We start from the raw sequence: 25,591 nt of genomic DNA on the forward strand, positions 1-25,591 counted from the left end.
CAGGAAAATCAGGGCGTAGCCAGTTCCCGCGGCAACGGAAAGGCAACGCCCTCCTCCACCCCTGCCAGTTGGGTCACACTGGCACCGCTGAGGTTGGCCAGCCGCTCGATCACTGCCTGAACCAGAACCTCCGGTGCCGACGCACCGGCGCTGACACCGATGCGCGCCTTGCCTTTCAGCCAGTCGGACTGGATTTCCGCGGCGTTATCGACGAGATGGGCCTCAATGCCCAGACCGGCAGCCACTTCGCGCAAGCGCCTCGAATTCGAACTGTTCGGACTGCCGACAACGATCACCAGGTCGCATCGCTCGGCCAGCACCTTGACCGCATCCTGGCGGTTTTGCGTGGCGTAGCAGATGTCGTCCTTCTTGGGGCCCTGGATCAGCGGGAAGCGGGCCCTGAGCGCGTCGATCACCCGTGATGCGTCGTCTACCGACAGGGTCGTCTGGGTGACGAAGGAGAGTTGTTCCGGCTCGGCCACCGTCAGACGCTCGACGTCCTCGGCAGTTTCCACCAGATACATGCCGGTGGTCGATTGCCCCATCGTGCCTTCGACCTCGGGATGCCCCTTGTGGCCGATCATCACCACTTCACGGGTCTGGCCGCGCATCTTGCCAACCTCGACGTGAACCTTGGTGACCAGCGGGCAAGTCGCATCGAAGACCTTCAGGCCGCGCGCCTCGGCTTCGGTGCGGACGGCCTTGGAAACCCCGTGGGCGCTGAAAATGACCGTGCTGCCAGCCGGCACTTCGGCCAGTTCCTCAATGAAGATGGCCCCCTTGGCACGCAAATCGTCGCAGACGAACTTGTTGTGCACCACTTCGTGGCGCACGTAGATCGGTGCACCGAACTTGGCCAGTGCACGCTCGACGATGGCGATCGCGCGCTCGACGCCGGCACAGAAGCCGCGGGGATTGGCGAGGAAAATCTGGCGCATTACATGATTCCGATGATTTTCACCTCGAAACGGATCGTTTTGCCCGCCATCGGGTGATTGAAGTCGAACAGGGCGTGCGTCGCGTCCAGCGAGCGCAGGAAACCCGCAAAAGTCGCGCCGTTGGGCGCGCTGAATTCGACGACCGAATTCTCCTTGAGTTCCATGCCTTCGGGCAGGCCGGTGCGGGCAATGCGTTCGACCAGACGCTCGTTATGCTCGCCAAAGGCCTGTGCGGGCGGCAGTTCGAATACGTAATGCTCGCCGGCATTCAGGCCGAGCAGGACATTTTCGAGGTTTTCGGCCAGTTGACCGCTACCCATCTGCAAGGTGGCCGGGCTCATGTCGAAGGTGGACAGAAATTCCTCGCCATCCAGCGCGGTTACCCGGTAATGCAGGGTCAGGTAGCTATCGGGACGGACAACCGGTTCATTCGTCTTGTTCGTGGTGCTCTCGACCATCTTCAATCTGCCTTTCTTGCGGTCAACGAGGCGAAAACCAGCAAAACCGCGCCGATGCTGATCGCCGAGTCGGCAACGTTGAATGCCGGCCAGTAATAACCGGCGGCGTGCCATTGGATGAAATCGACCACGGCGCCAAAGCGGATGCGGTCGATGACGTTGCCCAGCGCACCACCCATGATCAGCGCCAGCGCCAGCGACAGCAGCCGCTGTTCAGGATGGCGCCGCAGTTCCAGCGCGATCCAGCCGGAAACGCCGAGTGCCAGCAGGGTGAAGAACCAGCGCTGCCAGCCCGGCTGATCGGCGAGAAAACTGAACGCGGCCCCCGGATTGAAGGCAAGCACCCAGTTCCAGAATGGCGTGACGTAGATGCTGTCGGCCGGCCCCAGCGTGTTCAGCACGATCCATTTGCTCAACTGATCGAGCACCACCACGACGGCAGCCAGCGCATACCAGGAGCGTGCCTCACGCATGCGTACGTACCTCGCCGTCGCCATGCAGATTGCTGACACAACGGCCGCACAGGCCCGGATGCGCCGGATCGGCCCCGACATCGTCACGCACGTGCCAGCAACGCTCGCATTTGGCGTGGGTCAGCGGCGTGGCGGTGACGGATTCCTCGGCGGATTCGATCACTGCGGTCGACGAGCAGATGAAGACAAATTTCAGATCGTCGCCAAGCGCCGTCAGGGCAGCGAACTTGTCACCGGCACATCGGATTTCGACGGCCGCCTGCAGCGCGGCACCGATCTCGCCGGCCTCGCGACGGGCTTCCAGCGCCTTGGTCACGTCGTTGCGCACCTCGCGGACGATGCCCCAGCGGGCGAGCAGCGCCGCTTCATCGGCAACGGCCGGCAGTTCGTGCCAGGTCTGGAACATCACCGAATCGTCCTCGTTGCCTTGCAGCACGGCCCACACTTCTTCGCCGGTGAACGCGGCGATCGGCGCCAGCAGGCGAACGAAAGCCTGCGTGATGTGCCACAGCGCCGACTGCGCCGACCGGCGCGCACGCGATTGCGGGGCCGTCGTGTACAGACGGTCCTTCAGGATGTCGAGGTAGAAACCGCCCAGGTCTTCCGAACAGAAGGTCTGCAAGGCCTGGACCACGCGGTGGAACTCGTACTGGTCGTAATCGGCGCGGCAGTTCTCCTGCAGGTTGCGCGTCAGTGCCAGCGCATAGCGGTCGATTTCCAGCCACTGATCGACCGGCAGCATTGCGGTCGACGCATCGAAATCGGAAATATTGGCGAGCAGGAACCGCAAGGTGTTGCGAATGCGGCGGTAGCCCTCGACGACGCGCGCCAGGATTTCCTTGGACATCGCCAGCTCGCCGGAATAGTCGGTGGCGGCGACCCACAGGCGCAGGATGTCGGCGCCCATCTTGTCGGTGACTTCTTCCGGCAGGATGGTGTTGCCCAGCGACTTGCTCATCTTGCGGCCCTGCTGGTCGACGGTGAAACCGTGCGTCAGCAGCGCCTTGTACGGCGGATGACCGTCGATCGCCGAACCGGTGAGCAGCGAGGAATGGAACCAGCCGCGATGCTGGTCGGAACCTTCCAGATAGAGATCGGCACGCGGCCCGACGGCATGGCCATCGTTATGCGAACCGCGCAGCACGTGCCAGTGCGTCGTACCAGAGTCGAACCAGACGTCGAGCGTATCGCTGATCTTGTCGTACTGCGCGGCTTCTGCGCCCAGCAGTTCGGCGGCGTCGAGCTTGAACCAGGCCTCGATACCTTCCTTCTCGACGCGTTTGGCGACTTCTTCCATCAGCTCGACGGTCCGCGGATGCAGTTCGCCGGTTTCCTTGTGCAGGAAGAAGGGAATCGGCACGCCCCAGTTGCGCTGGCGCGAGATGCACCAGTCCGGCCGGTTGGCGATCATGTTGTGCAGGCGCGGCTTACCCCAGCCGGGATAGAACTCGGTCGCCTCGACGCCGCGCAGCGCGATCTGGCGCAGCGTTTCCGCCCCGGCATTGGCCGAGCGATCCATGCCGACGAACCATTGCGCGGTCGCCCGATAGATCACCGGCGTCTTGTGCCGCCAGCAATGCATGTAGCTGTGGCTGACGTTGCCGTGCGACAGCAGGCAGCCGACTTCGCTCAACTTGTCGCAGATCGGCTGATTGGCCTTCCAGATCAGTTGACCGCCGAAGTAAGGCAGATCGTCGACATAGACGCCATCGCCCTTGACGATGGAAATGATCTCGTCGTTGCCCCGCCCGTAGGCCAGCCAGGCGTTGAAGTCGTCGACGCCGTGCGCCGGCGCACAGTGCACGATGCCGGTGCCGGCATCGAGTCCGACATAGTCGGCCAGGAAAACCGGCGACACGCGGTCGTACAGCGGATGACGGAACTGCAGCCCTTCCAGCGCCTTGCCCGGCACGGTCGCCAGCACGCTGCCCGGCAGGCCGTAACGCTGCAGCGAGGCCTCAACCAGTTCGGCGGCCAGCACCAGCAGCCGCTCGCCGGTATCGACCAGCGCATACGCATGCTCGGGATGAATGTTCAGCGCCTGGTTGGCCGGGATGGTCCATGGCGTCGTCGTCCAGATCACCGCGAACGCCGGCCTGGTCAGCGCCGGCAGCCCGAAGGCGGCGGCCAGTTTTTGCCCGTCGGCGGCGTCGACCGGAAAAGCCACATCGATGGTCGGCGACTTCTTGTCGGCGTACTCGACCTCCGCCTCGGCCAGCGCCGAGCCGCAGTCGAAACACCAATTCACCGGCTTCAGGCCCTTGAACACGTAGCCCTGACGAACGATCTCGGCAAGCGCGCGGATTTCGCCGGCTTCGTTGGCGAAGTTCATCGTCAGGTAGGGATTGTCCCAGTCGCCCAGCACACCAAGGCGGATGAACCCGGCCTTCTGGATGTCGACCTGTTCGGCGGCGTAGGCACGGCACAATTCACGCACCTTGTCGGCCGACAGGTTCTTGCCGTGCGTGACCTCGATCTTGTGCTCGATCGGCAGACCATGACAGTCCCAGCCCGGCACGTAGGGCGCATCGTAGCCGGCCAGCGTCTTCGAGCGGACGATAATGTCCTTGAGGATCTTGTTCAGCGCATGCCCCAGGTGCAGGCTGCCGTTGGCGTACGGCGGGCCGTCGTGCAGAATGAACTTCGGCCGGCCGGCGCTGATCTCGCGGATGCGCTGGTAGCGCTTCTTCTGCTGCCAGTCGGCAACCCATTTCGGCTCGCGCTTCGGCAGATCGCCGCGCATCGGGAACGGGGTATCGGGAAGATTCAGGGTGTCCTTGTAGTCAGCCATCGCAATCACTCACAGCTTGAAGAAGGCCCGCGCCGCCGCGGCATCCGCCGCGATCTGCGCCTTGAGGGCATCGAAATTGGGAAAACGTTGCTCGTCGCGCAGCTTGTGCAGGAAGCGCACCGAAATGTGCGCGCCGTAGATGTCGCGGTCGAAATCAAAAAGATGCACTTCCAGCAGCGGCCGCGTACCGCCTACCGTCGGCCGGATGCCAAGATTGGCCACCCCGGGCAGCGGCCGCTCGCCGAGGCCGGCAACCTCGACGGCGAAAATGCCGCTCAACGGCAGCGGATTGTGCCGGATACGGATGTTCGCCGTGGCGAAACCGAGCTGCCGCCCCAGTTTCTGTCCATGCGAAACCTGGCCGTCCATCGCGTAGTGCCGGCCGAGCAGACGGCTGGCGTGCATCATCTCGCCGGCCGCCAGTGCCGCCCTGACCGACGAACTGGACACCCGCTCCCCGTCGAGCAGCACGCTGCCCACGGCATCCACGGAGAATCCCAGGCGCTCGCCCGCTTCCCGCAACATGACGGTATCGCCGGCGCGACTGCGGCCGAAACGGAAATCCTCGCCGACAATCACATGACGAACCCCAAGCGAGCGCAGCAGCACCTGCTGCACGAAGTCCTCGGCCGTCAGTGCCGCAAAAGCCGCATTGAACGGGCAGATCATCGTCTGCCGAACGCCGGCGTCGCCCAGCAGTTCGAGTTTCTCGCGCAAGGTGCTCAGTCGCGCCGGCGCGGATTCCGGCGCAAAAAATTCGCGCGGATGCGGTTCGAAGGTCAGCACGGTCGGCACCAACGCCCGCCGCTCGGCTTCCTGCCGGAGACGATCGAGCAAGGCAGCGTGTCCGAGATGCACGCCATCGAAATTGCCGATGGCCAGAACGACGGGAGCAGGAAGCGGACGCGAGTGACCGCGGAAGACGCGCATGGGATCGAAGCGAAAAATGGCGAATTATACCGGTGCTCACCCGGCTTCGCCCCAAAATGCCGCCGGACTCGCCGACATCAGTGGTTATAATCGGCCATCCGAACGCTACCCCGCTGCCATGCTCGAGCTGATCGCTCACGTCGTCAAGATTTCCGCCCGGCGCGACCGGACGGAAATCAATTCCGCCATGGTGGACGCGTTGATGGATCTGTTCAATCCGCAGCGGCTGACCATCTATCGATGCTACTCGGGGCACCGCAAGAGCGTCGTGTTTGCCTGCGCCGGCAGCGGGCCGCAAGGCCAGTTCCTGCGCAACGCCTACCTGCCGGACCACCGCTTCTGTCAGACGATCGAACGCGATCCCCTGCTTCGCCAGTGCCACAAGGAACTCTCGGCGGTCATCGACTTTCTTGAAGACGGCACCCACCGGATCATCTTTCCGGTCATCCGGCTCGACGAACCGATCTACTTCATCGACCTGGAGCTGACCGACGAGTTCTCGGCCGACCAGCGCGTCACGCTGATGGGATTGATCGAATACTTCGGCAACCATATCGCGCTGCTCGACTACGGCGAAGCCGATACGCTGACCGGGCTGTCCAGCCGCAAGACCTTCGACAAGCACCTGTTCGAACTGCTCGGCCAGGCGGCGACCGACCGGATGCTCGGCGAAAGCGGCTGGAAACGCCGCCAGGGCCCGCCCAACAGCAATCACTGGCTGGCCGTCTGCGATATCGACCATTTCAAGCAGATCAACGACAACCACGGCCACCTGATCGGCGATGAAGTGTTGATCATGCTGTCGCAGGTGATGCGTCAGGCTTTCCGTTTCGACGACCAGTTGTTTCGTTTCGGCGGCGAGGAATTCGTCGCGCTGCTCCAGCCGACCGACCAGAATTCGGCGCAAGCGGTGCTCGAACGCTTCCGGACCGATGTCGAGCAAACGGTGTTCAGCCGCGTCGGACACGTCACGGTCAGCGTCGGTTTCAGCAAGTTGCTGCCCAACGACACGCCGACCGATGTCATCGACCGTGCCGACGAGGCGCTGTACTACGCCAAGCGCAACGGACGAAACCGCGTCGACGGGTACGAACAACTGATCGCCAGCAACAAGCTGGCTGCCAGGGAAATCGCCAAGGGCGAGGTCGAACTGTTCTGAACCGGCCGCCTGCGGTCGACCGGCCGGTTAGCGGAAAAACTTAGCCCAGGCTGGCCAGCTTCGCCTTCGGCCCCGGCGGATGCTTGATGAAGAACTGGCGAATGCCGCGCATGATGGCATCGGCCAGTTTTTCCTGATAATCGGCATCGGCCAGGCGCAATTCCTCTTCCGGATTCGAGATGAACGCGGTTTCGATCAGCGCCGATGGAATATCCGGCGCCTTGAGTACGGCGAAACCGGCCTGTTCGACGCTTTCCTTGTGCAGGGTGTTGATTGCCCCCAACTCGCCGAGCAGGTACTTGCCGAGCTTCATGCTGTCGTTGATGGTGGCTGTCTGGGACAGGTCGAGCAAGGTACGCGCCAGGAACATGTCTTTGGTCTGTGCCAGATTGACCCCGCCGATCAGGTCGGCGCTGTTTTCCTTCTGTGCCAGCAGGCGAGCCTGGGTACTCGAAGCGCCCTTTTCGGACAGCACGAAGACCGACGACCCCCGCGCATCCGGCTTGATCCACGCATCGGCATGGATCGACAGGAACAGATCGGCCTGGATGCGGCGCGCTTTCTGCACACGCATCTGCAAGGGCACGAAGAAATCGGCATCGCGGGTTAGCACCGCGCGCATGTTCGGTTCGGCGTCGATGCGCGCCTTGAGCTGACGGGCAACGGCCAGCGTCACGTTCTTTTCGTAGGTGCCCCGCTTGCCGACCGCCCCCGGATCCTCGCCCCCGTGCCCCGGATCGAGCATGACGGTGACCAGCCGGTCGACCACCGGTTTGCCGGATTTCCGGGCGGTCTTGACCTCCGGCGCCTTGGCCGGCTCGTTCCGGCTTTCGCCGAGCGCCTGGTCCTGCTTGAGCGGCTGCACCGCATCCTCGCGCCCCTCGATCAGCGACAGCAATGGATCGACCGGTGTTTGCGGATAGACGTCGAGCACCAGACGATGGCCGTAGTTGCCAGCCGGTTCCAGCGAAAAGACCTGGGGCGCCACCTTGGTCTTCAATTCCATCACTAGGCGCACCACGCCCGGCTTGAAACGTCCGGCCCGCAACAACTTGATGTAGGGATCGTCGGCCGCCACCTTGCCGGCCAGACTGTCGAGCACGCTGTTGAATTCGACGCCTTCGATGTCGACCACCAGACGGTCCGGGTTTTCAACGGTGAACTGGTTGAACTTGAGCGGCGCATCGTGTTCCAGCGTGACCCGCGTGTAATCCTGGGCCGGCCAGATGCGCACGGCGACGATGGCCGGCCGGCTGGCGGCAGCGCCGGCCAGCGGCGTCACCGAAAGAATCAGCGCCGAACCGGCGCCCCGCAGGAGGTGCCGTCGGCGGGCGTCGATGCGATCTTGCTCAGACATGACCGTCCCCTTTCCGAGCAGGCTTCGAGTTCGGCGATGCGGCCGTCTGCGACATGACGCAGGCGGATCCGCAAATCCGGGGCCGGCACGCAACCCGCCGCCCTGTCAGGCCATTCGACCAGACAGACCGATGCATCGTTGAAATATTCGGCAAACCCCGCATCGAGGAATTCCTCTGCTGACTCGAAGCGATAAAAATCAAAGTGATACAAGTATAAGCTCGAAAATACGTAAACTTCAACCAAGGCATAGGTCGGACTCTTCACCGGTCCGGCATGACCCAATGCCCGAATCAGCGCCCGCGCCAGCGTCGTCTTGCCGGCCCCGAGGTCACCTTCGAGGAAAATGTTCAGGCCCGGCAGCAGCGAGCCGGCCAGCATCGCCCCCAGCGCCTGCGTGGCGGGCTCGTCGGGCAGGTCGAAAACGGCGGTAACATCCGGGCTATGCATGATGGTGACTCCACGAAACAGATTGCGGCGCTGCAGGAAAACATCCGCAGGCACGGCCGGCGCCTGGGTTTTTCAGCGATCGGCTTCGCCCGGGCCGAACCCGGCGCCGCGGTCGACCGGCTGCGCGCCTGGCTGGCCGCCGGCCGGCACGGGGAGATGGATTATATGGCCCGCCACTTCGATCTGCGCGCCGAACCGCAGCGCCTGCATCCCGGTACGCTGAGCGTGATTTCGACGGCCATCGACTATCTGCCGCACCGGGAAGCCGGTCAGGCCGGCGACCGGGCGGCGATTTCCCGCTATGCCCAGGGGCGCGACTACCACAAGGTCGTCCGCCAGCGTCTGCAGAAGCTGGCCGATGTAATCGCCGGCGAAATCGGCCCTTTCGGCTATCGCGTCTTTTCCGATTCGGCGCCGGTCATGGAGGTCGAGTTCGCCCGCCAGGCCGGACTCGGCTGGCGCGGCAAGCACACCCTGCTGCTGTCGCGTGAAGGCTCGTGGCGCTTCCTCGGCGAAATCTACTGCGATCTGCCGCTGACGCCCGATGCGCCGGCTGACGAACATTGCGGCCGTTGTACCGCCTGCCTGGATGCCTGTCCGACGGCGGCGATCGTCGCGCCCTACGAAGTCGATGCCCGCCGCTGCATTTCCTACCTGACCATCGAACTGGCCGGCGCCATTCCGGAAGCCCTGCGGCCGCTGATCGGCAACCGCATCTACGGCTGCGACGACTGCCAGACCTGCTGCCCGTGGAATCGCTTCGCCCGTCTCGGCGACCCCGATTTCGCGGCGCGTCACGGACTGGATTCGGCCAGCCTGATCGACCTGTTCAACTGGACTGAAGCGGCGTTCGACACGCGCCTGGCCGGCAACCCGATCCGCCGCATCGGGCATGAACGCTGGCTGCGCAACATCGCCGTCGCGCTCGGCAACGGGCCGGCCACGGTCGACGCGGAAAATGCACTGAAAACCCGGGCCGACCATCCGTCGGCACTGGTTCGCGAACACGTCGGCTGGGCGCTGCGGCGCCTCGCCGAAAACCGCGGGAAGGCCTAGGTCTCGACCGGGCGCACCGGATCGGCACACCATTCGCTCCACGACCCGGCGTACAGCCGCGAGCCCGGCAGGCCGGCGATTTCCATGGCCAGCAGGTTGTGGCAGGCGGAGACGCCGGAACCGCAGTAATGGACGATCTCCGTTGCCGGACGACCGGCGAGCCGCCGCAACCAGTCCTCGCGCAACTCGCCGGCCGCCTTGAAACGGCCGTCGGCCTGCAGGTTGTCGCGGAAGAAGCGATTGCCGGCACCGGGAATATGGCCGCCGACCGGATCGAGCGTTTCGTTCTCGCCGCGGAAACGATCCGGCGCCCGGCCATCGATCAGGCGGACCGACGGCGTAGCGAGCGTTTTCTGCACGAATGCCGCGTCGACCGCAGCCGGCTGAAGCGCAACCGGGAACGACAACGGCGTCGGTGTCCCCACCACTGTTTCCAGCGCGCCGCCCGCCGCCAGCCAGGCCTGCCATCCGCCATCGAGCACCGCCACCCGGGTATGCCCGAGCCAGCGTAGCAGCCACCACAGGCGGCCGGCGATCATTCCCTGGGCATCGTCGTAGACCACCACCTGCGTTTCCCGGTCGATGCCAATGTCGCCCAGCCGTCGGGCCAGCACCTGCGGATCGGGCAAGGGATGACGTCCGTTGACGCCGCTCATCGGCCCCGAAAGGTCGCGGTCGCAATGCAGGAACTGGGCGCCCGGCAGATGGCCGGCGGCATAACTGCGTTCGCCGTAGGTGACGTCGGCCAGTTGATGGCGCACATCGACGATGCGCCAGTCGGCGTCGTCCAGATGCGCCGCCAGCGTCGCAACGTCAACGACGGTGGTGAAACTCACGCCGCCCCGTCCAGCCAGCCGCGTGCTTCGGCAACATCGTCGAAGACCTCGACGTCGGCGCTGACGAAGGTCTGCGAAATCCAAGCACTCCAGGTCACCCACTGGCTGTCGGTCACCACGGCGACACGCTTGAAATCGCTGGCATGGGCCCGCGAAAACTTGACCTCTTCCCAGGCGACGTCGAGGGTCAGCCCGGCCATCTGGCCGAGATCGAACAGCAGGTCGACCGGGCCTTCGAATTTCACCTTGTAATTGACGACTTCTTCGAACTCCCGGTAGTCGGCCAGCGTGAATTCGCCGAACACCGATACATTGACGCGGTTCGGCTGATGGTCGATGACGATCATGGTCTTTCTCCTTTGTTGTTTTGTCCCCAGTTTAATCCGGTTCGCGCCGGCTGACGCGAAAACTGCGTCGCTGCGACGCCGGACAGCACGATCAGGCCGATCGCCGTCCACGCCGTCGTGTCGAGCAATTCCCCCCACACCGCCATGCCGAACAGGCTGGAGAAGATCACGGTCGAATAGGCCAGCGCCGCCGACAGTAGCGTCTTGCCGCGGGCGTAGGCGCGGGTCATCGCCAGTTGCGCGCCGGTGGCGAACACGCCGACGGCCAGCAGAATCGGCCCGCTCTGCCAGTCGACCGCATGCAGGTCGGCAAACGCCAGCCAGATTGCCGATCCTGCGGTCGACACCAGGGCGAAGTAAAAAACCGTCCGGGTCTCCGGCTCGCCGCGCGCGCCCAGTTCGCGCACACTGAAATAGGCCATGCCGGCCCCGGCCCCCGACAGCAGCCCGACCAGGCCGCCGAACAGCTGATCCTGGTGCAGCGTCGGCCGCAGCAGCAGGACGATGCCGAGCAGACCGAGCAGCAACGCGCCGAGCATGGCCTTGCGCAGGCGCATGCCGTCGAGCGCCAGGTACAGGGCAAGGAAGATCGCCGAGGTGTAATTCAGCGTCACCGCCGTCGCCAGCGGCAACAGGGTGATCGCGTAAAAATAGGCGAACAGCGCCAGAAACCCGACCGTCCCGCGGGTCAACTGCCAGCGCCAGTGCGGGGTGGCGAGCGGCACCCGGCGCAGGCGGACCAGCGCGAACATCAGCACCAGCGACACGGCGCCTCGCCAGAATGTGATCTCGACCGCCGAATGGGTCTGCGCGGCCAGCTTGACGCAAACGCCCATGCAGGCGAAGAGAAAGCTGGCGACCAGCATCCACAGGGATTGCATCGATCGAATCTCGCCGGAAAAAGAAAAGGCGCCGGATTTTACCCCGGCGCCTGCGGTCGACCGCGCGAATCGGCGAAAAACCGGCGTTCAGCCGGCAGTGCGCATGCGCTCGATATCCTGCTGCATGATCCGGCGGTAGAACTCGTGGAAGTGCTGCATGCCGTCCTCCATCGGGCTCTGGTACGGGCCGACCTCGTTCTTGCCTTCGGCCAGCAGCGCCTTGCGGCCGCGATCCATGCGCTCGCCGATGTCGTCGTCCTCGATGGCGGTTTCCATGTAGGCGGCGCGCTCGGCCTCGATGAACTCGCGCTCGAAATCGACGATTTCCTCGGGGTAATAGAACTCGACGACGTTCATCGTCTTGTCCGGCCCCATCGGGATCAGCGTCGACACGACCAGCACGTGCGGATACCACTCGACCATGATGTTCGGGTAGTAGGTCAGCCAGATCGCGCCCTGCGGCGGCGTCTCGCCACGGTCGCCGTAGTACTCGCGGACGACCTTCTGCCAGCGGTTGTAGGCAGACGAGGTGGAGTCCTTCATCAACGAAGTGATGCCGACCTTCTGCACCGAGTACCAGTCGCCGAACTGCCAGGTCAGGTCGTCGCAAGTGACGAAATTACCCAGGCCCGGGTGGTAGGGCACGACGTGGTAGTCCTCGAGATAGACCTCGATGAAGGTCTTCCAGTTGTAGTTGCACTCGTGCATCTCGACGTGGTCGAGCTTGTAGCCGGTGAAATCCAGATCGCGGGCAACGTTCATGCCGGCCAGGTCGCCGTTGGCCGAACGCGGCCCCTTGAACAACAGGCCGTTCCAGTTTTCCAGCTTGACCTTGTCGAGGTTCAGGCAGGGATTCTGCGGGAAGTGCGGGGCCCCGATCAGCTCGCCGGACTGCGCGTAGGTCCAGCGGTGGATCGGGCAGACCACCGGCCCGCTCAAGGTGCCGCTGCCCTGCAGCATGATCGCCTGGCGATGACGGCAGACGTTGGACATCTGCCAGAGTCCGGCATTTGTCCCGACTGTGCCGCCGTTGAGCAGCATCTGGCCGTGATCCTTCCATTCCAGGGAACGGTAATCGCCTGCACCGGGCACCATCAGCTGGTGGCCGACATAGCCGGGACCGGCATCGAAGATGAGTTTCTTCTCCAATGCGTAGATCCGTTCATCGAAGTACCAGTCCACCGGCAGTTGGGAAACTGCGGGTGCCAACCGGGACAGCGTCGCCATGTCGGACATTCCAAGCCTCCAGCGGGGTTGCAAAACAAGAAAAGGGCATGAATTTTAACCCGAATTTGACCGTGGCGCCCCGGATGGAGTATTTTCACGCGTTTCCCCGAATGCTGCAGCCATGGATCAGACTCCGCTCGCCGACATGAAATTCGAAACGGCGCTGGCCGAACTGGAGGCCATCGTCGCCAGCATGGAAGGCGGCCAGCTCGAACTGGACGCCTCGATCGCAGCCTACAAACGCGGTACCGAACTGATGAAACACTGCCAGGCCCAACTGGCCGACGCCGAAGCGCAGATCGCCGTTCTGGAAAACGGTGAAACCAGCCTCGTTGACCGCAACACGCTGGAGGCCCGGTGAACGCAAGTTTCAGCGACTGGATGGCGGGTACCCAGACCTGCGTCGAACACGCCCTGGCCCACTACCTCCCCGCTGCCGACAGCATTCCGCAACGCCTGCATGATGCGATGCGCTACGCAACGCTGGGCGGCGGCAAGCGGGTTCGCCCGCTGCTCGCCTTCGCCGCCGGCGAACTGACATCGGCACCGGCCGACCGGCTGGCCGTCGTTGCCTGCGCCGTGGAAATGATCCATGCCTATTCGCTGGTCCACGACGACTTGCCGTGCATGGACGACGATGTATTGCGGCGCGGTCGACCGACCTGTCACGTCGAATACGATGAACCGACCGCGCTGCTGGTCGGCGACAGCCTGCAGACCCAGGCTTTCGAACTGCTGGCCACGCAGCCGCTCGGCGAACCGCTCCGCCAGCTGGAAATGATCGCCCTGCTCGCGCACGCCAGCGGCTCGCGCGGCATGGCCGGCGGCCAGGCGATCGACCTGGCGTCGGTCGGCAAACCGCTGGAGCAGGCCGAACTGGAATTGATGCACGCACTGAAGACCGGTGCACTGATCCGTGCCGCCGTCCTGCTCGGCGCGCTGTGCGGCACACCGCTGAGCACCGACGAACGCCAGCGACTGGACCGCTTCGCCAAACGCGCCGGCCTGCTGTTCCAGGTCGTCGACGACATCCTCGACTGCACCGCCAGCACCGCCACGCTCGGCAAGACGGCCGGCAAGGACGAAGCCGCCGACAAACCCACCTATGTTGCCCTGCTCGGCCTCGACCGTGCCCGCCGCTACGCCGAGGAACTGCGCAACGACGCCCTCGACGCCCTGTCCGCCTTCGGCACGCGGGCCGCTCGCCTGACCGAACTGGCCGACTTCATCTGTCACCGGCAATTCTGACCATGGCCCAGGCCGAACCCACTCCCCTGCTCGACATCATCACCAGCCCGGCCGATCTTCGCTCGCTCGACCGCAAGCAACTCAAGCAACTGGCCGACGAACTGCGCAGTTTCCTGATCGATTCGGTCTCGCAAACCGGCGGCCACCTGTCGTCGAACCTCGGCACCGTCGAACTGACCATCGCGCTGCATGCCGTATTCGACACGCCGGCCGACCGGCTGGTCTGGGATGTCGGCCACCAGTGCTACCCGCACAAGGTGCTGACCGGGCGCCGCGGCGGCATGGACCGCCTGCGCATGCGGCACGGCATCGCCGGCTTTCCGAAGCGTTGCGAAAGCGAGTACGACACGTTCGGCGTCGGTCATTCCTCGACGTCGATCTCGGCCGCACTCGGCATGGCGCTGGCCGCCAAACACAAGGGCGAAGACCGGCAGGTCGTGGCGATCATCGGCGACGGTGCGATGTCGGCCGGCATGGCTTTCGAGGCACTGAACAACGCCGGCGTCGGCGACGCCGACATGCTGGTCATCCTGAACGACAACGAGATGTCGATCTCGCCACCGGTCGGCGCACTGAACCACATCCTGACGCGACTGACCTCGAGCAAGACCTACAATGCCGCGCGCAACGCCGGCCGGCACATGCTCGGCTTCGCCCCGCCGCTGCTCGAACTGGCGCGCCGCGCCGAGGAACACGTCAAGGGCATGATTGCGCCGGGTACGCTGTTCGAGGAATTCGGCTTCCACTATTACGGCCCGATCGACGGCCACGACCTCGACGCGCTGATCCCGACACTGGAAAACCTGAAGAAGATCAAGGGGCCGAAGTTCCTGCACGTGATCACCCGCAAGGGCCATGGCTACAAATTGGCCGAGGCCGATCCGGTGCTCTACCACGGCGTCGGCAAATTTTCGGCAGAAGAAGGCATCCAGACCGCCGGCAAGGCTGGCGGCAAGCTGACCTATACCCAGGTCTTCGGCGACTGGCTGTGCGACCAGGCCAGAGCGGACAGCCGGCTGATCGCCATCACCCCGGCGATGCGCGAAGGCTCTGGCATGGTCCGCTTCGCTCAGGAACACCCTGAACGCTACTTCGATGTCGGTATCGCCGAACAGCACGCCGTGACTTTCGCCGCCGGGCTCGCCTGCGAAGGCCTGAAACCGGTTGTCGCGATCTACTCGACCTTCCTGCAACGCGCCTACGACCAGTTGATCCACGACGTCGCCCTGCAGAATTTACCGGTCGTTTTCGCTGTCGACCGTGGCGGCCTGGTCGGCGCCGACGGCCCGACCCATCATGGGACCTTCGACCTGTCGTTTGCCACCTGCATTCCGAATCTCGTGGTGATGGCACCGGCCGACGAAGCCGAATGCCGGCGCATGCTGTCGACCGCCTACGGCCTCGACGGCCCGAGCCTGGTCCGCTACCCGCGCGGCGCCGGCACCGGCGCGCTGCCATCGACCCAGCTCGACACGCTGCCGGTCGGCCGGGCCGAAGTGCTGCGCCAGGGGCGCAACATCGCCCTGCTCGCCTTCGGCAGCCTGGTGCCTGCCGCACGGGCAGCAGGCGAAGTGCTTGACGCCACCGTCGTGAACATGCGCTTCGTCAAGCCGCTCGATATCGACCTGATCGTCGAACTGGCCGGGAACCATTCGCTGCTGGTCAGCATCGAAGAGAACGCCGTGATCGGCGGCGCCGGTTCGGAAATCGAACGGGTGCTCGGCGAGCGCGGGTTGAACGTGGCCGTGCTGCGTCTCGGCCTGCCGGATCGCTTCGTCGATCATGGCGAACAGGGTCAGCTCCTCGCCGAGCTGGGCCTCGACAAGGATGGTATCGTGCGCAGCGTGCGCGAATGCCTGCCCCAACCATAACCCCGACAGAACAGCCCATGACCACCAGCCCCATCCCTGACGTCCAGAGTTCCGCCGACACGCGCCAGATCGCGATCAACAAGGTCGGCATCAAGGCCATCCGCCACCCGATCAAGGTCCGCGACAAATCCGAAGGCATCCAGCACACCATCGCCATGTTCAACATGTACGTCGGTCTGCCGCACAACTTCAAGGGCACCCACATGTCGCGCTTCGTCGAGATCCTGAACTCGCACGAGCGCGAAATCTCGGTCGAGAACTTCCCGGCCATGCTGCAGGACATGCTCGTCCGTCTGGAGGCGCAGACCGGTCATATCGAGATGAATTTCCCCTACTTCATCAACAAGACCGCACCGGTTTCGGGGGTGCAGAGCCTGCTCGACTATGACGTCACTTTCATCGGCGACATCGTCGACGGTCGCGTCGATGTCGCGGTCAAGGTCGTCGTGCCGGTCACCAGCCTGTGCCCGTGCTCGAAGAAGATTTCCGAACGCGGCGCCCACAACCAGCGCTCGCACGTCACCGTCACGGCGCGCACCAACGACTTCATGTGGATCGAGGAATTGGTCCAGCTGGTCGAATCCGAAGCCTCCTGCGAACTGTTCGGCCTGCTCAAGCGCCCGGACGAGAAGTACGTCACCGAACGCGCCTACGACAACCCGAAGTTCGTCGAAGACATGGTGCGCGACGTCGCCGCCCGCCTCAACGCCGAAGCACGCATCGATGCTTACGTGGTCGAATCGGAGAATTTCGAGTCGATCCACAATCACTCCGCCTACGCGCTGATCGAGCGCGACAAGCGTCAAGGCTGAAAAATTGCCGATGGCTGCGGTCGACCGCAGGCATCGGCAAAAAACGGCAATAAAAAACGGGGCGCCTGAGCGCCCCGTCTGCATTGGGTAAATGCAAAAACCGATTACGCGGTAGCGACCTTCTTGGCCGGCAGCTTTTCCTTGATACGGGCGGACTTGCCGGAACGCTCGCGCAGGTAGTACAGCTTGGCACGACGCACATCGCCGCGACGCTTGACTTCGATCGAAGCCACCAGCGGGGAATAGGTCTGGAAAGTACGCTCGACGCCTTCGCCCGACGAAATCTTGCGGACGATGAAAGCCGAATTCAGGCCGCGGTTACGCTTGGCGATGACGACGCCTTCGTAAGCCTGCAGACGCTCGCGGTTACCTTCCTTGACCTTCACCTGGACGACGACGGTGTCGCCCGGCGCAAATTCGGGAATGGTCTTGCCGAGGCGGGCGATTTCTTCCTGCTCGAGTTGTTGAATCAGGTTCATGTGAGATCCTTGTTGTAAAAAATTACTCACCGCATTGCTCCTCTCCGGCGATTTCCGTGAGGAGTTGCGTCTCTTCCGCAGTCAGACTGCGTTGCGCCAGCCATTCAGCAAACAGCTCCGGACGACGCCTCCGGGTCCGCAGCAGCGACTGTTTCAGTCGCCACCGGCGAATTCTCTTGTGATCGCCGGACATCAACGCATCCGGCACACCTTGTCCTTCATACACTTCGGGCCGCGTGTAGTGCGGGCAATCGAGCAAACCCGTCACGAACGAGTCCTCCACCGCCGACGCCGCATCGCCCAGCACACCCGGCAACTGGCGGACGACGGCATCGATCAGCACCATCGCCGGCAGTTCGCCGCCGGACAACACGAAATCCCCGATCGAAATCTCTTCATCGACGCAGCGCTCGATCAAACGCTCGTCGATTCCTTCATAACGGCCGCAGAGCAGGATCAGCCCCTCTCCGCCTTCCGCCAGACGCATGACCCGTTCATGGGTCAGCGGCGCCCCCTGCGGCGACAGGTAGATCACCCGACTGGCCGCGATACCGGCTTCGCGCTGCGCAACCCGTGCCGCGGCGATCGCCTTTTCCAGCGGCGCAGCCTGCATCACCATGCCCGGCCCACCACCAAACGGCCGGTCATCGACCCGACGCCAGGCATTGTCGGCAAAATCGCGCGGATTCCACGCCTGCCAGTGCCAATGCCCTTCTTCCAGTGCCCGGCGGGTAATCCCGCTGTGCGTGACGGCCTCGAACATTTCCGGGAACAGCGTCACGCCGTCGAAACGAATCACCAGTCGCTGCCCCAGTCCACACGAATCTGCCGCGCCGCGGTGTCGACCGCAAGAACGACCGCATCGACAAAAGGCAACAGCCGCTCCTGACCGTCCTTCCCAACGACGCGTAATACGTCATTGGCACCGGTTTCGATCAATCCGGCCACAATGCCGAGATCGTCGCCGGCTTCATTGAGCACCGCCAAACCGATCAGATCAGCCCAGTAGTACTCGTTTTCGCCGGTTGCCGGCAACTGCTCGCGCATCACGCCAACCAGCAAGCCTTTCATGGCCTCGGCCGCCGTCCGGTCGGTGACGTCATCAAACGCCACCACCAGACCGTCGCCATGCGTCTTCAGACCATTCAGTCGGATTTCGCGCCAGGGGCCATCTTCCCGACCGATCTGCCAGACCGGGATCGTTTTCCAGTTCAGCGGATCGTCCCCGAAGGGATGCAACTTGATCCAGCCACGTATTCCGTAAGGGTCGGCAAGCCGACCGAGAACGACGATATCGCTGCTGGACAAACGATGAATCTCAGGCAGCAACGGCCTTGGCGTTCTGCTTGACCAGACGGGCAGCAGTCGGCGACAGCTGGGCGCCGTTTTCCAGCCAGTAAGCCAGGCGGTCGCCAGCGATACGCAGGCTTTCGGCAGCACCGGAGGCAACCGGGTTGTAGAAGCCGATACGCTCGACGAAACGGCCATCGCGACGGTTACGGGAGTCGGTCACGACCAAGTTGTAGAACGGGCGCTTCTTGGCGCCGCCACGTGCCAGACGGATAACAACCATGTGAATACTTTCGTTAGCTGGAAAAAAGACGTGGGATTATATCTTTTTGTCGATGAAAAACAAGCCACTGACAACCGGAAAGCCATTCATCGGACGATTGCCACCGCCTCCCGGTATTTTGGTAAAAATTTGTTATGCTGCGGAACAGCAATGGAAAACCTCGCTTCCCCCCCTCCGGCTTCCGCCAATGAAAACAGCGTCAAGCGCATTCTCGAATGGCTTGCCCTGGCCCACGGCCGCGCCACGGAAGATGCCGAAGGCTTGCTGCAGCAGATCCTTGACCTGCGCGGCGCAGCCGTTCCGCTGACCCAACGCGTCAAACTGCTCGACCTGCTTTACGCGCACGCCGACAGCATCGTACAAGGCGAACTGCCAAGGTTGCGCGATCTGTCGCTGCCGATCTCGCGCAAGACTCGCACCCGCACCCGCCTGCTGCTCGACCTGCTGGAAACGCTCGCCCAGGATTACTTCAACAATCTGGCCGGCTTGTTCGACCCGACCGGCAAGGCCATGGGCAGCGTTCCACAGGCCTCGCTACGGCGTGCGACACTCTCCCTTTCCTGGCAGATTCGCATCCATCATCTGGTCGCCTCCCCTCCCCGGCCCGGGCTCTGGCAACAGTTGCACGCAGCCTATCGCACGGCACGCCGACTCGGCGTGACACAGATTCCCGGCCCGCGCGACGGCGCCAGCATCGAACACCTGTACATCCATGCCCTGCTGACAGCCATTGCCCAACCCGCATCGTTTTCATCGGACGAACTGGAGTTCATCCATCACTACGTCGAGCATGCGATTTCACCGCCGGCGTTGAGCGAACACCCGTCGGGCGATGCAGACAGCCTGTTTTGGATCGACCTCGACCGCGACTTTCCGGCACATGCGCTGATCCGTCGCAATCCGGGCAGCGATATCGCCCCGCTGTACTTTTCCTGCGGCGACGCCGCCCAACAGGCAGCCGTGCATCGCCAGGCCATTCGTGCCGGCCAGTCCGCCGCATCGCTCGGCTTGCCGGATTTTGCCGACAGCCATGCCGGCCAGGGAATTCTCCAGCGACTGGAGTCGCTGTGGGGCAAACCTTCGAAACGAAAATTTCCCCGCCGCCGGCAATCCTACCGGGCCAACCTCTGCTCCGGACTGGACAAGCTGTGGTACCTGCTCAAGAAACCGGATGCGGAGCTCGAGGGCAGCGAATGGATGGTGATCAACGAAAGCCCGGAGGGTTTCGCACTGATGCACATGTCCGGCGACACCCAGGATTTGCGCGTCGGCGACATCGTCGCACTGAAGCCGCACCGCGAACTCGAAACACCAACCTGGCACGTATGCATCATCCGCTGGGCCATCTCGGAAAACCCGGAGCACATCGAGCTCGGCCTCCAATTGCTCGCGGCCCGGGCCGTTTCGGCAGAAATCGTCCAACCCTCGGAAACACCGGGCAACCGTTACAGCGCACTCATCCTGCCCGAAGCCCCGCCTGTCCGCCCGCATCAGGCGTTGCTGCTACGTCCCGGCCTGATCAAGGAAAAGAAGGGGCGGATCGTCGTGCTGATCGAAAGGGACAACCTGGAAGTCCGTGAAATGCAGGCAACCAGCCTGGACGAGCAAACCTCGGCCATTGAAATTTTCACCGTCCAACCGGACGAAAACTGAGACCCGGGCGGGCATCGGTATAATCCCGCCATGCAGGAAATCCTCGTTCTCTACTACAGCCACCGCGGCTCGGTCCGCGCCCTGGCCGAGCGCATCGCCCGCGGTATCGAGTCGGTCCCCGGCATCCAGGCCAGGCTGCGTACCGTGCCCCGGGTATCCACTGTCTGCGAAGCCAGCGAAGCCGCCATCCCGGAAGACGGCGCCCCCTACGTCGAAGCCGCCGATCTTGAGGAGTGCGTTGCCCTGGCCCTCGGCAGCCCGGTTCGTTTCGGCAACATGGCCGCACCGATGAAGTATTTTTGGGACGGCACCATTGCCGCCTGGCATAACGGCACACTGGCCGGCAAACCCGCCTGCGTATTCACCTCCAGCGCCAGCCAGCACGGCGGTAATGAAGCGACCCTGCTCAGCATGATGCTGCCGCTGTTGCATCACGGCATGCTGCTGCAGGGGCTCCCCTATAGCGCGCCGGAACTCTCCGCCACGCAGACCGGCGGCACGCCCTACGGCGCCAGCCATGTCGCCGGCAGCGACGGTAATCCGGCGTTGAGCGACAGCGAAAGCCGCCTGGCTTTCCTGCAAGGCCAACGCCTGGCAAATTTGACGCTTCAGCTATGTCGACCGTAAAAGCCAGCCGTTACCAGAGCCTGACCAGCGCCAGCCTGATCGCGCTGATCTTCCTTTGCCTGGCCTGGGAAGGTTGGCTGGCCCCGCTGCGGCCGGGCGGCTCGTGGATGATCCTCAAGGGCGCCCTGTTGCTGTTGCCGCTGTTCGGCATCCTGCGCGGGCGACGCTACACCTACAAGTGGCTTTCATTGTTCATCCAGTTCTACCTGCTTGAAGGGCTGGTCCGCGCGACCAGCGACCATGGACCGAGTCAGTGGCTGGCACTTGCCGAAACCATCCTGGCGGCAACGGTTTTTGTCGGGACCATCATGTTCATCCGGTCAACCCGTCATAACCCCGAAAAACCGGAGACAACAAAAAACCGCCCCTGACGACTGAGCGGTTTTTTCCGGGTAATCCGACGAATCAGACGTCGCCTTGCGCCCTCACCTTGTCCAGGGTCGTTTGCAGCTTGTTCAGCGCATTCAGGTAGGAACGCGCCGAAGCGATGACGATGTCCGTATCGGCACCATTGCCGTTGACGATGCGCCCCCCCTTGGAGAGGCGCGTCGTCACTTCACCCTGCGCATCGGTGCCGGTGGTGATCGCATTGACCGAATAGAGCAACAGTTCGGCACCGCTGCCGGCGATGCTTTCGATCGCCTTGAAGGTGGCATCGACCGGTCCGCCGCCTTCGGCCTCGGCCTTCTGCTCGATGCCACCGACGTTCAGGATCACCGACGCACGTGGCATCTCGCCGGTCTCCGAGGTCACCCGCGAATAAACCAGCTTGTAATGCTCCTGTTCCGGTGTCACGACCTCGTCGGAGACCAGTGCGTGCAAATCTTCGTCGAAGATTTCGTGCTTCTTGTCGGCCAGTTCCTTGAAACGGGCAAACGCGGCATTGAGCGCCTCGTCGCTATCGAGTTCGATACCCAGTTCCTGCAGGCGGGTCTTGAAGGCATTGCGCCCGGAATGCTTGCCCAGCACCAGTTTGTTCTGTGTCCAGCCGACATCCTGGGCACGCATGATTTCGTAAGTCTCGCGATGCTTGAGCACGCCGTCCTGGTGAATGCCGGACTCGTGCGCGAAAGCGTTCGCCCCGACTACCGCCTTGTTCGGCTGCACCGGGTAACCGGTGATCTGCGAAACCAGCTTGGAAGCGGGCACGATCTGCGTGGTATCGATGCGGGTTTCGACCGGAAAAATATCCGGACGGGTACGCACGGCCATGACGATTTCCTCAAGGGCCGCGTTACCGGCCCGCTCACCAAGGCCATTGATGGTGCATTCGACCTGACGGGCACCGGCCAGCACGGCGGCCAGCGAATTCGACACCGCCAGCCCGAGGTCATTGTGACAATGTACCGACCACACCACCTTGTCCGAATTCGGCACCCGCTCAATCAGGCGGCGCATGGTTTCGGCATACTGAAAGGGGATCGCATAACCGACGGTATCCGGAACATTGATCGTCCTGGCACCAGCCTTGATCACCGCCTCGAATACACGACACAGGAAATCAAGATCGGAGCGACCGGCATCCTCCGCCGAAAACTCGACATCGTCGGTGTATTGCCGCGCCCAGCCAATCGCCTTGACGGCCTGATCGACAACCTGATCCGGCGTCATGCGCAGCTTCTTCTCCATGTGAATCGGGGATGTCGCAATGAAGGTATGGATCCGTCCCGAAGCCGCAGGGCGAATCGCTTCGCCGGCCTTCGCTATATCGTTCTCGTTGGCTCGTGCCAACGAACAGACGGTGGATTCGCGAATCGCCTGAGAGATCGCTTGAATCGACTCGAAATCCCCCGGCGATGCGGCGGCAAACCCCGCCTCGATGACGTCGACCCGCATTTTCTCGAGTTGTCGGGCAACCCGGATCTTCTCCTCACGGGTCATCGAAGCGCCCGGACTTTGCTCGCCGTCGCGCAGGGTGGTATCAAAGATGACGAGATGCTGTTGCATGGAAAACTCCGGAATTCAGATGCTTTTACGCTTGATCAGTCCGATGGCGGCGATCACGTAACCCGACAGGCCATAGACCACAAAAAAAGCGAACAGCGCGATTTCGGGGCTGTAGGCGATCAACGCAAAGCCGAGGGCAATCGCTGCAATCACGAAGAAAGGTACGCTCTTCTTCAGATTGACGTCCTTGAAGCTGTAATAGCGAATATTGGAAATCATCGTCAGCCCGGCGAATACGGTCAGTACGCAGGCCAGCCAACGGACGTCACTGCCCGGCACGTCCGCCAGGATCATCACCCAAACCAGACCGGCAACCAGTGCAGCGGCAGCCGGCGACGGCAAGCCCTGGAAGAAACGCTTGTCGACCACTTCCAGGGTGGTATTGAAGCGCGCCAGACGCAGGGCGGCACCGGCGCAATAGATAAAGGCAGCGATCCAGCCCAGGCGCCCCAGATCGCGCAAGGCCCATTCGTACATGACCAGCGCGGGGGCGGCGCCAAAACTGACCATGTCGGATAGCGAATCGTACTCGGCGCCGAAAGCCGACTGGGTATTGGTCAGGCGGGCAACGCGGCCATCCAGGCCATCAAGCACCATGGCGATGAAGATGGCCATCGCGGCGCGTTCGAAATCACCCTGCATCGCCTGGACGATGGCGAAAAATCCGGCGAACAGGGCTGCCGTCGTGAAGAGGTTGGGCAGGACATAAATGCCGCGCCGCTTGACCTCGGGATTGAACAGGGCTTTGCGGGGTTTCAGTTCAGTCATGGGTAACAGCGATGATCCGGAACAGCCGAAGGATACACCCGGCCGAAGCCTATAAATGACTTGGGCGGTGCAGTCTCCTACACCGCCCAAAGCGAAGGTAGCGCTAGGCGCGCTCGCGCAGACAGTACGTCAGTACGGCAAGCGGGCGCAATGAGGCGCTACCGAGCCAGCGACCGGCTTAGTTCTTGGATTGGTCAACCAGCTTGTTCTTCTTGATCCACGGCATCATGTCGCGCAGCTTGCCGCCGACCACTTCGATCGGGTGGGCAGCGGTATTGCGGCGACGCGCAGTCATCGAAGGATAGTTGGTACGGCCTTCGAGGATGAACATCTTGGCGTAGTCACCGTTCTGAATGCGCTTCAGGGCGTTGCGCATGGCTTCGCGGGACTGGGCGTTGATGACTTCCGGGCCGGTCACGTACTCGCCGTATTCGGCATTGTTCGAGATCGAGTAGTTCATGTTGGCGATGCCACCTTCGTACATCAGGTCGACGATCAGCTTCAGTTCGTGCAGGCACTCGAAGTAGGCCATTTCCGGCGCGTAGCCGGCTTCGACCAGGGTCTCGAAGCCCATCTTGACCAGTTCGACGGCGCCGCCGCACAGAACAGCCTGCTCACCGAACAGATCGGTCTCGGTTTCTTCCTTGAAGTCGGTCTCGATGACACCACCCTTGGTGCCGCCGTTGGCTGCGGCGTAGGACAGGGCGATGTCCTTGGCCTTGCCGGTCTTGTCCTGATAAACGGCGATCAGGGACGGCACGCCGCCACCCTTCAGGTATTCGGAACGGACGGTGTGGCCAGGGCCCTTCGGCGCGATCATGATGACGTCGACGTCAGCGCGCGGCACAACCTGGTTGTAATGCACGTTGAAGCCGTGAGCGAAGGCCAGGGCAGCACCCTTCTTCAGGTTCGGGGCGACTTCCTCGTTGTACACCTGCGGAATGTTCTCATCCGGCAACAGGATCATGACCACGTCGGCGCCCTTGACAGCCTTGGCGATCTCTTCGACCTTCAGGCCGGCCGCTTCGGCCTTGGCCCACGAAGCACCACCCTTGCGCAGGCCGACGGTGACCTTGACGCCGGAGTCCTTCAGGTTCTGGGCGTGGGCGTGCCCTTGCGAACCGTAACCCACGATGGTGACCTTCTTGCCCTTGATGAGGGAGAGGTCGGCGTCCTTGTCGTAATAAACTTTCATGAAATCCTCTTTGTGGACAGATAGTTAGACTTTGAGAATGCGATCGCCACGGCCAATGCCGCAGACACCGGTACGCACGGTTTCGAGAATCAGGCCGGCATCGAGCGCGGCAATGAACGAATCGAGCTTGGCACTCGATCCGGTCAACTCGATCACGTAGGTCGATTCCGTGACATCAATGATGCGGCCACGGAAGATATCGGCCATCCGTTTCATTTCCTCGCGATCCTTGCCCGTCGCCCGAACCTTGATCAACATCAGTTCGCGCTCGGTATGAGCCGCTTCGGAAAGGTCAACCACCTTGACCACATCGACCAGCTTGTTGAGTTGCTTGGTGATCTGCTCGAGTACCTCGTCCGAGCCCCGGGTCAGGATGGTCATGCGCGACAGCGACGCGTCCTCGGTCGGCGCGACGGTCAGCGATTCAATGTTGTAACCGCGCGCCGAGAACAGGCCGGCAACGCGGGAAAGTGCACCCGATTCGTTTTCGATCAGGATGGAAATGATGTGACGCAT

The 25,591-nt window shown here is 63.0% G+C and carries 28 protein-coding genes; 9 read left to right on the forward strand and 19 right to left on the reverse strand.

Translation table 11 applies throughout. The features are described from left to right. Nucleotides 1–8: 8 nt before the first annotated feature. The 5 genes from ispH to L0962_RS09005 are packed head-to-tail and all read right to left on the reverse strand — an operon-like array spanning nucleotide 9 to nucleotide 5,590. Complete coding sequence (gene ispH, locus L0962_RS08985) at nucleotides 9–938, reverse strand: 4-hydroxy-3-methylbut-2-enyl diphosphate reductase (RefSeq protein ID WP_234086029.1); 930 nt, start codon at nucleotides 936–938, stop codon at nucleotides 9–11. Then, complete coding sequence (locus L0962_RS08990) at nucleotides 938–1,396, reverse strand: peptidylprolyl isomerase (protein WP_234086030.1); 459 nt, start codon at nucleotides 1,394–1,396, stop codon at nucleotides 938–940. The genes ispH and L0962_RS08990 overlap by 1 nt, the downstream gene beginning before the upstream one ends. Before the next feature lie 2 nt (nucleotides 1,397–1,398). Beyond that, a complete protein-coding gene (gene lspA, locus L0962_RS08995) occupies nucleotides 1,399–1,869 on the reverse strand; it encodes a signal peptidase II (protein WP_234086031.1) in 471 nt (156 codons plus the stop codon). After that, nucleotides 1,862–4,660 carry an isoleucine--tRNA ligase gene (gene ileS / locus L0962_RS09000; protein ID WP_234086032.1) on the reverse strand — a complete coding sequence of 933 codons (2,799 nt, stop codon included), beginning with the start codon at nucleotides 4,658–4,660 and terminating at the stop codon, nucleotides 1,862–1,864. The genes lspA and ileS overlap by 8 nt, the downstream gene beginning before the upstream one ends. A 9-nt stretch (nucleotides 4,661–4,669) precedes the next feature. After that, complete coding sequence (locus tag L0962_RS09005) at nucleotides 4,670–5,590, reverse strand: bifunctional riboflavin kinase/FAD synthetase (protein WP_234086033.1); 921 nt, start codon at nucleotides 5,588–5,590, stop codon at nucleotides 4,670–4,672. A 16-nt stretch (nucleotides 5,591–5,606) separates the two neighbouring features. On the opposite strand from L0962_RS09005, the gene L0962_RS09010 reads away from it, so the two are divergent. Further along, nucleotides 5,607–6,749 carry a GGDEF domain-containing protein gene (locus tag L0962_RS09010; RefSeq protein WP_234086034.1) on the forward strand — a complete coding sequence of 381 codons (1,143 nt, stop codon included), beginning with the start codon at nucleotides 5,607–5,609 and terminating at the stop codon, nucleotides 6,747–6,749. Between the two features lie 40 nt (nucleotides 6,750–6,789). Here the strand turns inward: L0962_RS09010 and L0962_RS09015 are convergent, their stop codons facing one another. Together L0962_RS09015 and tsaE are read right to left on the reverse strand one after the other, a co-directional pair. Further along, nucleotides 6,790–8,106, reverse strand: a complete 1,317-nt coding sequence (locus L0962_RS09015) for an N-acetylmuramoyl-L-alanine amidase (RefSeq protein WP_234086035.1) — start codon at nucleotides 8,104–8,106, stop codon at nucleotides 6,790–6,792. Beyond that, nucleotides 8,040–8,555 (reverse strand): tRNA (adenosine(37)-N6)-threonylcarbamoyltransferase complex ATPase subunit type 1 TsaE, encoded by a 516-nt coding sequence (tsaE, locus tag L0962_RS09020; RefSeq protein ID WP_234086036.1) that lies wholly within the window; start codon nucleotides 8,553–8,555, stop codon nucleotides 8,040–8,042. Before tsaE ends, L0962_RS09015 begins: the two co-directional genes overlap by 67 nt. Between tsaE and queG the strand changes: the two genes are divergently transcribed. After that, on the forward strand, nucleotides 8,550–9,611 hold the full coding sequence (queG, locus tag L0962_RS09025) for a tRNA epoxyqueuosine(34) reductase QueG (RefSeq protein ID WP_234086037.1): 1,062 nt from the start codon (nucleotides 8,550–8,552) through the stop codon (nucleotides 9,609–9,611). The two genes, tsaE and queG, sit on opposite strands and share 6 nt — an antisense overlap. On the opposite strand, the gene L0962_RS09030 is transcribed toward queG, so the two are convergent. The 4 genes from L0962_RS09030 to L0962_RS09045 all read right to left on the reverse strand — a co-directional run bounded on the left by L0962_RS09030 (nucleotide 9,608) and on the right by L0962_RS09045 (nucleotide 12,911). Then, a complete protein-coding gene (locus L0962_RS09030; protein ID WP_234086038.1) occupies nucleotides 9,608–10,447 on the reverse strand; it encodes a sulfurtransferase in 840 nt (279 codons plus the stop codon). The genes queG and L0962_RS09030 overlap by 4 nt on opposite strands. Beyond that, nucleotides 10,444–10,794: an STAS/SEC14 domain-containing protein gene (locus L0962_RS09035; RefSeq protein WP_234086039.1), complete on the reverse strand. Its 351-nt coding sequence runs from the start codon at nucleotides 10,792–10,794 to the stop codon at nucleotides 10,444–10,446. Before L0962_RS09035 ends, L0962_RS09030 begins: the two co-directional genes overlap by 4 nt. Beyond that, a complete protein-coding gene (locus L0962_RS09040) occupies nucleotides 10,791–11,675 on the reverse strand; it encodes a DMT family transporter (protein ID WP_234086040.1) in 885 nt (294 codons plus the stop codon). Before L0962_RS09040 ends, L0962_RS09035 begins: the two co-directional genes overlap by 4 nt. An 87-nt stretch (nucleotides 11,676–11,762) precedes the next feature. Continuing rightward, the gene (locus tag L0962_RS09045; RefSeq protein ID WP_234086041.1) at nucleotides 11,763–12,911 is read right to left on the reverse strand and encodes an aromatic ring-hydroxylating dioxygenase subunit alpha; all 1,149 of its coding nucleotides are present in this window, start codon (nucleotides 12,909–12,911) and stop codon (nucleotides 11,763–11,765) included. 112 nt (nucleotides 12,912–13,023) lie between these two features. Between L0962_RS09045 and xseB the strand changes: the two genes are divergently transcribed. Genes xseB through folE2 form a run of 4 tightly spaced genes read left to right on the forward strand, consistent with a single transcriptional unit; the run spans nucleotide 13,024 to nucleotide 16,833 of the window. Next, nucleotides 13,024–13,263: an exodeoxyribonuclease VII small subunit gene (gene xseB / locus L0962_RS09050; RefSeq protein WP_234086042.1), complete on the forward strand. Its 240-nt coding sequence runs from the start codon at nucleotides 13,024–13,026 to the stop codon at nucleotides 13,261–13,263. Between the two features lie 20 nt (nucleotides 13,264–13,283). Then, nucleotides 13,284–14,150 (forward strand): polyprenyl synthetase family protein, encoded by an 867-nt coding sequence (locus L0962_RS09055; RefSeq protein ID WP_234086227.1) that lies wholly within the window; start codon nucleotides 13,284–13,286, stop codon nucleotides 14,148–14,150. Between the two features lie 2 nt (nucleotides 14,151–14,152). Continuing rightward, on the forward strand, nucleotides 14,153–16,021 hold the full coding sequence (gene dxs, locus L0962_RS09060) for a 1-deoxy-D-xylulose-5-phosphate synthase (RefSeq protein ID WP_234086043.1): 1,869 nt from the start codon (nucleotides 14,153–14,155) through the stop codon (nucleotides 16,019–16,021). 17 nt (nucleotides 16,022–16,038) lie between these two features. Next, the gene (gene folE2, locus L0962_RS09065) at nucleotides 16,039–16,833 is read left to right on the forward strand and encodes a GTP cyclohydrolase FolE2 (protein ID WP_234086044.1); all 795 of its coding nucleotides are present in this window, start codon (nucleotides 16,039–16,041) and stop codon (nucleotides 16,831–16,833) included. Between the two features lie 104 nt (nucleotides 16,834–16,937). Here the strand turns inward: folE2 and rplS are convergent, their stop codons facing one another. The 4 genes from rplS to rpsP are packed head-to-tail and all read right to left on the reverse strand — an operon-like array spanning nucleotide 16,938 to nucleotide 18,885. Next, on the reverse strand, nucleotides 16,938–17,312 hold the full coding sequence (gene rplS, locus L0962_RS09070) for a 50S ribosomal protein L19 (protein WP_234086045.1): 375 nt from the start codon (nucleotides 17,310–17,312) through the stop codon (nucleotides 16,938–16,940). A 22-nt stretch (nucleotides 17,313–17,334) separates the two neighbouring features. After that, the gene (trmD, locus tag L0962_RS09075; RefSeq protein ID WP_234086046.1) at nucleotides 17,335–18,111 is read right to left on the reverse strand and encodes a tRNA (guanosine(37)-N1)-methyltransferase TrmD; all 777 of its coding nucleotides are present in this window, start codon (nucleotides 18,109–18,111) and stop codon (nucleotides 17,335–17,337) included. Next, on the reverse strand, nucleotides 18,108–18,620 hold the full coding sequence (gene rimM / locus L0962_RS09080; protein WP_234086047.1) for a ribosome maturation factor RimM: 513 nt from the start codon (nucleotides 18,618–18,620) through the stop codon (nucleotides 18,108–18,110). Before rimM ends, trmD begins: the two co-directional genes overlap by 4 nt. 10 nt (nucleotides 18,621–18,630) lie before the next feature. Further along, nucleotides 18,631–18,885, reverse strand: coding sequence for a 30S ribosomal protein S16 (rpsP, locus tag L0962_RS09085; RefSeq protein ID WP_234086048.1), 255 nt, complete (start codon nucleotides 18,883–18,885; stop codon nucleotides 18,631–18,633). Between the two features lie 150 nt (nucleotides 18,886–19,035). Between rpsP and L0962_RS09090 the strand changes: the two genes are divergently transcribed. The 3 genes from L0962_RS09090 to L0962_RS09100 are packed head-to-tail and all read left to right on the forward strand — an operon-like array spanning nucleotide 19,036 to nucleotide 21,536. Then, complete coding sequence (locus tag L0962_RS09090; RefSeq protein WP_234086049.1) at nucleotides 19,036–20,538, forward strand: hypothetical protein; 1,503 nt, start codon at nucleotides 19,036–19,038, stop codon at nucleotides 20,536–20,538. A 30-nt stretch (nucleotides 20,539–20,568) separates the two neighbouring features. Then, nucleotides 20,569–21,165, forward strand: a complete 597-nt coding sequence (wrbA, locus tag L0962_RS09095) for an NAD(P)H:quinone oxidoreductase (protein WP_234086050.1) — start codon at nucleotides 20,569–20,571, stop codon at nucleotides 21,163–21,165. Then, nucleotides 21,153–21,536, forward strand: coding sequence for a DUF2069 domain-containing protein (locus L0962_RS09100; RefSeq protein WP_234086051.1), 384 nt, complete (start codon nucleotides 21,153–21,155; stop codon nucleotides 21,534–21,536). The genes wrbA and L0962_RS09100 overlap by 13 nt, the downstream gene beginning before the upstream one ends. 34 nt (nucleotides 21,537–21,570) lie before the next feature. Here the strand turns inward: L0962_RS09100 and L0962_RS09105 are convergent, their stop codons facing one another. The 4 genes from L0962_RS09105 to ilvN form a co-directional block, all read right to left on the reverse strand. Continuing rightward, the gene (locus L0962_RS09105; protein ID WP_234086052.1) at nucleotides 21,571–23,112 is read right to left on the reverse strand and encodes a 2-isopropylmalate synthase; all 1,542 of its coding nucleotides are present in this window, start codon (nucleotides 23,110–23,112) and stop codon (nucleotides 21,571–21,573) included. A gap of 15 nt (nucleotides 23,113–23,127) precedes the next feature. Further along, nucleotides 23,128–23,880, reverse strand: coding sequence for a CDP-diacylglycerol--serine O-phosphatidyltransferase (pssA, locus tag L0962_RS09110; RefSeq protein ID WP_234086053.1), 753 nt, complete (start codon nucleotides 23,878–23,880; stop codon nucleotides 23,128–23,130). A gap of 178 nt (nucleotides 23,881–24,058) precedes the next feature. Continuing rightward, nucleotides 24,059–25,075, reverse strand: coding sequence for a ketol-acid reductoisomerase (ilvC, locus tag L0962_RS09115; protein ID WP_234086054.1), 1,017 nt, complete (start codon nucleotides 25,073–25,075; stop codon nucleotides 24,059–24,061). A gap of 24 nt (nucleotides 25,076–25,099) precedes the next feature. Beyond that, entirely contained in the window at nucleotides 25,100–25,591 is a 492-nt protein-coding gene (gene ilvN, locus L0962_RS09120; RefSeq protein ID WP_234086055.1) for an acetolactate synthase small subunit, read from the reverse strand.

It is taken from the genome of Azonexus sp. R2A61, assembly GCF_021401135.1.
Lineage (GTDB): Bacteria > Pseudomonadota > Gammaproteobacteria > Burkholderiales > Rhodocyclaceae > Azonexus.

What these genes read in the sequence shown, in the direction of transcription:
- L0962_RS09100 (WP_234086051.1), top strand. Translation starts at nt 21,153, where the DNA reads ATGTCGACCGTAAAAGCCAGCCGTTACCAGAGCCTGACCAGCGCCAGC.
- L0962_RS08990 (WP_234086030.1), bottom strand. Translation starts at nt 1,396, where the DNA reads ATGGTCGAGAGCACCACGAACAAGACGAATGAACCGGTTGTCCGTCCC.
- pssA (WP_234086053.1), bottom strand. Translation starts at nt 23,880, where the DNA reads ATGACTGAACTGAAACCCCGCAAAGCCCTGTTCAATCCCGAGGTCAAG.
- ilvC (WP_234086054.1), bottom strand. Translation starts at nt 25,075, where the DNA reads ATGAAAGTTTATTACGACAAGGACGCCGACCTCTCCCTCATCAAGGGC.
- L0962_RS09045 (WP_234086041.1), bottom strand. Translation starts at nt 12,911, where the DNA reads ATGTCCGACATGGCGACGCTGTCCCGGTTGGCACCCGCAGTTTCCCAA.
- L0962_RS09105 (WP_234086052.1), bottom strand. Translation starts at nt 23,112, where the DNA reads ATGCAACAGCATCTCGTCATCTTTGATACCACCCTGCGCGACGGCGAG.
- dxs (WP_234086043.1), top strand. Translation starts at nt 14,153, where the DNA reads ATGGCCCAGGCCGAACCCACTCCCCTGCTCGACATCATCACCAGCCCG.
- ilvN (WP_234086055.1), bottom strand. Translation starts at nt 25,591, where the DNA reads ATGCGTCACATCATTTCCATCCTGATCGAAAACGAATCGGGTGCACTT.
- rplS (WP_234086045.1), bottom strand. Translation starts at nt 17,312, where the DNA reads ATGAACCTGATTCAACAACTCGAGCAGGAAGAAATCGCCCGCCTCGGC.
- tsaE (WP_234086036.1), bottom strand. Translation starts at nt 8,555, where the DNA reads ATGCATAGCCCGGATGTTACCGCCGTTTTCGACCTGCCCGACGAGCCC.
- ispH (WP_234086029.1), bottom strand. Translation starts at nt 938, where the DNA reads ATGCGCCAGATTTTCCTCGCCAATCCCCGCGGCTTCTGTGCCGGCGTC.
- wrbA (WP_234086050.1), top strand. Translation starts at nt 20,569, where the DNA reads ATGCAGGAAATCCTCGTTCTCTACTACAGCCACCGCGGCTCGGTCCGC.
- xseB (WP_234086042.1), top strand. Translation starts at nt 13,024, where the DNA reads ATGGATCAGACTCCGCTCGCCGACATGAAATTCGAAACGGCGCTGGCC.
- ileS (WP_234086032.1), bottom strand. Translation starts at nt 4,660, where the DNA reads ATGGCTGACTACAAGGACACCCTGAATCTTCCCGATACCCCGTTCCCG.
- rpsP (WP_234086048.1), bottom strand. Translation starts at nt 18,885, where the DNA reads ATGGTTGTTATCCGTCTGGCACGTGGCGGCGCCAAGAAGCGCCCGTTC.
- L0962_RS09055 (WP_234086227.1), top strand. Translation starts at nt 13,284, where the DNA reads ATGGCGGGTACCCAGACCTGCGTCGAACACGCCCTGGCCCACTACCTC.
- L0962_RS09005 (WP_234086033.1), bottom strand. Translation starts at nt 5,590, where the DNA reads ATGCGCGTCTTCCGCGGTCACTCGCGTCCGCTTCCTGCTCCCGTCGTT.
- L0962_RS09015 (WP_234086035.1), bottom strand. Translation starts at nt 8,106, where the DNA reads ATGTCTGAGCAAGATCGCATCGACGCCCGCCGACGGCACCTCCTGCGG.
- L0962_RS09040 (WP_234086040.1), bottom strand. Translation starts at nt 11,675, where the DNA reads ATGCAATCCCTGTGGATGCTGGTCGCCAGCTTTCTCTTCGCCTGCATG.
- queG (WP_234086037.1), top strand. Translation starts at nt 8,550, where the DNA reads ATGCATGATGGTGACTCCACGAAACAGATTGCGGCGCTGCAGGAAAAC.
- folE2 (WP_234086044.1), top strand. Translation starts at nt 16,039, where the DNA reads ATGACCACCAGCCCCATCCCTGACGTCCAGAGTTCCGCCGACACGCGC.
- L0962_RS09090 (WP_234086049.1), top strand. Translation starts at nt 19,036, where the DNA reads ATGGAAAACCTCGCTTCCCCCCCTCCGGCTTCCGCCAATGAAAACAGC.
- L0962_RS09035 (WP_234086039.1), bottom strand. Translation starts at nt 10,794, where the DNA reads ATGATCGTCATCGACCATCAGCCGAACCGCGTCAATGTATCGGTGTTC.
- lspA (WP_234086031.1), bottom strand. Translation starts at nt 1,869, where the DNA reads ATGCGTGAGGCACGCTCCTGGTATGCGCTGGCTGCCGTCGTGGTGGTG.
- L0962_RS09010 (WP_234086034.1), top strand. Translation starts at nt 5,607, where the DNA reads ATGGCGAATTATACCGGTGCTCACCCGGCTTCGCCCCAAAATGCCGCC.